At 35.3% G+C, this 1,327-nt stretch carries 3 protein-coding genes; 1 reads left to right on the top strand and 2 read right to left on the bottom strand.

The genetic code is table 11. The features are described from left to right. A partial coding sequence (locus VXQ92_RS18360; RefSeq protein WP_416682770.1) for a LysR family transcriptional regulator occupies window positions 1-612 on the bottom strand: 612 nt, incomplete at its 3' end. Window positions 613-701: 89 nt separating this feature from the next. On the opposite strand from VXQ92_RS18360, the gene VXQ92_RS18355 reads away from it, so the two are divergent. Beyond that, the gene (locus tag VXQ92_RS18355) at window positions 702-1,139 is read left to right on the top strand and encodes a PACE efflux transporter (RefSeq protein ID WP_001161759.1); all 438 of its coding nucleotides are present in this window, start codon (window positions 702-704) and stop codon (window positions 1,137-1,139) included. A 57-nt stretch (window positions 1,140-1,196) separates the two neighbouring features. Here the strand turns inward: VXQ92_RS18355 and VXQ92_RS18350 are convergent. Beyond that, the coding region (locus VXQ92_RS18350; RefSeq protein ID WP_416682771.1) for a hypothetical protein at window positions 1,197-1,327 on the bottom strand (131 nt) is incomplete at its 5' end.

The following is a 1,327-nucleotide window of genomic DNA, read 5'->3' as shown; positions in this document are numbered from 1 at the left end:
CAGCTCACTACTTGCGACCACAATTTGCCGAATATTAATTAACTCTTCAATCGTGTTTAACTTATTCTGTTCTTTTAAAAACGGATGATGAGCAGAGATCGTAGCAATAACTGTTTCTGTCATTACTAATTGTAGGCTTTCACGCATTTTTATATTGAGATTTGAACCTGCAAGGCAAAGGCTAATATTTTCTGTATAAAGTAAATTTAGAATATCATCTTGAGGAGCTGTAATAATTTCTAGGTTAAGAAGGGGAAACTTCTCTGCTAGTTGCTTTATGGCTTTAAAAAGTAATTCAGTATTCGCATCTGAAACCACACCTATTTTTAATTTACTTTCAAGACCAAGTGAAAGTTCATAAGCATGCGTAGCTAATAGCCTAAGCTGTTCAGCAATAATACGGGCTTGAGGTTCCAATGCTAAAGCCGCCGCGGTAGGAATAACTTTGCGGTGTGTACGTTCAAATAAGTGGTAACCAAGTTCTGCTTCAATATTGGCAATTGCCATACTCACTGCTGATGGCACTCGATTTAACTTACGTGCCGCGGCCGAGAAAGATCCAGTATCTAATACGGTTAAGAAAAGTTCGATATTTTCACTATTAAAATTCATTTTGATATCAGTAGAACTGAAAGCTGTTAACTTTATATATGATTTTAGCTGAAACTAAAATAATAAGAAGTAATAAAAGTTGAAAGATTATGCAAGGTTTAAAACGTCGTATTGTTTATGTTTCTTCATATGAAATTATTGGAATGGTGATTTCATCAGTAGGTTTGGCTCTTTTGGCCGGAGATAGTGTAGAGCACACTGGGCCACTTTCAGTGATGATTACTACTATTGCGGTAACGTGGAACTTTATCTACAACATTCTTTATGAAAAATGGGAGGCTCGCCAAGAAAGTAAGTCGCGTACGGTTAAACGAAGAATTGCGCATGCGATCGGATTTCAAATTACTTTAGTAATGTTCTTAATTCCGCTTATTGCGTGGTGGATGAATATTTCTCTTGTTGCCGCATTTTGGTTAGATGTTGCATTTATTATTATCATTCCAATTTATACGTTCATATTTAATTGGACATTCGATAAGTTATTTGGATTGCCTGCCTCTGCACAACCAAGTACTGCTCAACAGTAGAAAAATATTAATGAGATATCAAAGTATTATTTTAGACTTTGATATCTCGTCTTAACATTATTTTACTCGTTCAAGTTGAAGAGCTTTTGAAATTTTTATTTGAGCTCTTTTGGCAAGTACATAATATAAAACTGCAGTGGATAACAATCCCACTAACCAGGATAAATCGACTCCACCCAACATTTCGG

The sequence above is a fragment of the Acinetobacter sp. 228 genome (assembly GCF_048147885.1).
Note: the sequence above shows the minus strand (reverse complement) of the source record. Positions and strands in the feature narration are given on the sequence as shown.

Excerpts from the sequence above, each read along its gene's own strand:
- VXQ92_RS18355 (WP_001161759.1), top strand. The coding sequence starts at position 702 with ATGCAAGGTTTAAAACGTCGTATTGTTTATGTTTCTTCATATGAAATT.